This is a genomic window from Gilliamella sp. X-46 (assembly GCF_057063525.1).
Genome location: NZ_JBXSQH010000031.1, coordinates 1 through 1,991 on the forward strand (window position 1 = coordinate 1; position 1,991 = coordinate 1,991).

Annotated in this window: 1 protein-coding gene; it reads left to right on the forward strand. The window is 42.8% G+C overall.

Features of this window, described 5'->3' with window-relative positions:
* On the forward strand, positions 1-1,219 hold a 1,219-nt coding region (locus ACYIAJ_RS11235; RefSeq protein WP_483564833.1), incomplete at its 5' end, for a hypothetical protein.
* Between the last annotated feature and the right edge of the window lie 772 nt (positions 1,220-1,991).

A 1,991-nucleotide genomic window follows, 5' to 3' on the forward strand; every position in this document is an offset into this window, starting at 1 on the left:
AATAGTATTATCAACATGGCGTACTTTGGGTGATATAAAGACTATTTTCCCACCATCGACCACTTTTGTGCGTTTAAATGATTTAGTCAATACTTATCATTATTGGGGAGATGATGATGGAGATGGAGGTGTAACGGCGACAGGGACTTTATGGCTTTCATTAGATGATAAGTATGGAAATACTGTACGTCCTAATGATACATTAGATGCATGTAAGGCGCCTTATAGGGTAACAATAGGTTTAAACCCCGATGGTGCTAGTTTAAGTACACAGTATGGCGTGCCAAATCGTCGTGTATTTTCAACCACTAATGACAGGGAGTATTATTATTTCAAACCGAATGCAAGTTGTTCGTTTTTTGTGCAGTCGGCAAGGCCGAATTTGTTATATGGTGGTACTACTGGTATCAATTCTAACGACAACCCTCGTTACGCAGGCCCATCTAACATATGGAGTCCTACAAAGGGTTTTTTAACTCAGTCAACGCGTTCATCATCTTATGACCAAAACTTTCCTACAACGGGTGCTGATGGGTTGTCTTTTGACTTAGAGGTGCCTACTGGAATTAATGCAAGTCAGTTGACGTGGTCTGTTGTCACGAATGGTGATATAACAGCTACGGTGACAAGTGTAACAGCTAATGATTATTGGATTCCTAGTGTTGATAGAGGAAAAGTTGTCGCACGAGTTAAGTTAAGTGGTCCTTGGGCGGATAGTGCTCGGATACGTTCAAATTATCCTAGTCCACTAACACGTCCAACTTTGCCACAGAGATTTGAGTTGGTGGGTAGGGATAGTGATGGTAATGAGGGAAGGTATGGGTTTGTCTTAAAGCAGTGGTTCGTCAATCGGGGTATTTCTGCGGGTAACCGGTCTAACCACTCCAATTGGTGTAGTCGTTTGGGTTATCGTCTTGCTAGGGTAAGAGATTTAACCAATGCGGTTTGTTCTGGTGAAAATTCAGGAAGTTGGTGTCAAGGTTCTGTCGGCGCCACACCTAGTTCATCTAATAATACTTATATGCGTCACATAGGTGCAGGGTTTTTCACGGAGTGGGGCATGATGGGGAACTACTCTGGTGTGGACTTCGTCCCCAGCAACTACTGGACGAGCGACGTAGTAGGTAGTAACAAAGGCTTCTATGTTTACTCGGACAACGGCAGAGTTGGCAGCGGCGTCGTTTCCGATACCCTTTACGCTGTTTGCATCACACCTTAGCTTTTATTTCTTAGTCCTTAATCCTTGGGCCGCGGGGGGGGGCGGTTATGGTGCGGATAGAGGATAATTTATCAAAGAATAACGCCCCCGCGTAAGTTGGGGCGTTTTCCCTTAGGGTTGCGCTGTTGCGGTGAAGCTACAATCGCGCCACCCCCGCGCCAACGCTAAAAGCGTGGCTAGCGGTGGCTCAGGGGTAAAATAAATAAGAATAACCAAGCAGTTGGTGGTAATGATAAGTGTTTGCTGTGTACTTTAACATAGTGGTGATAATTCGACTAATAGCATCTATTAAATGCTTGGAATAATATGCCTAACAATAAAATGAGCACTACTAACATAGCATTTATTTATCACCCAAGGCTTTCAACCTAAAATTGTCACGCAAACTTGCTGATAAAAGGACGAAAGTGAGGAGATATTGTTAAACCATCGATATACGCATCTTAGGTTGCAACTTCCCGACTGTGGGGTGCGGAATGGCTTTTGATTTAGTTATATCAAAACCCCAACTGACTTGGCCCTCAAAACCACTCAAAGCTAAAAATTCCCCACAAAAAGTGGTCAGAAAAGGTATTGATTTTATTGAAGTTTTTATTTTGCTGTTCCTAGATTACACCATGAAGTGCAATTTTTCTTAGCTCCTTCGAATAAAAGGAGGCAGGGCTTTTAAACTTATGCCGTTTTCTTGGGCGTGTGTTCAATAGATATTGTATTTTCTTTATCTGTTCGTCGTCAACTAATGAAATGGCCGCTGACTTAGGTATAAACTGAC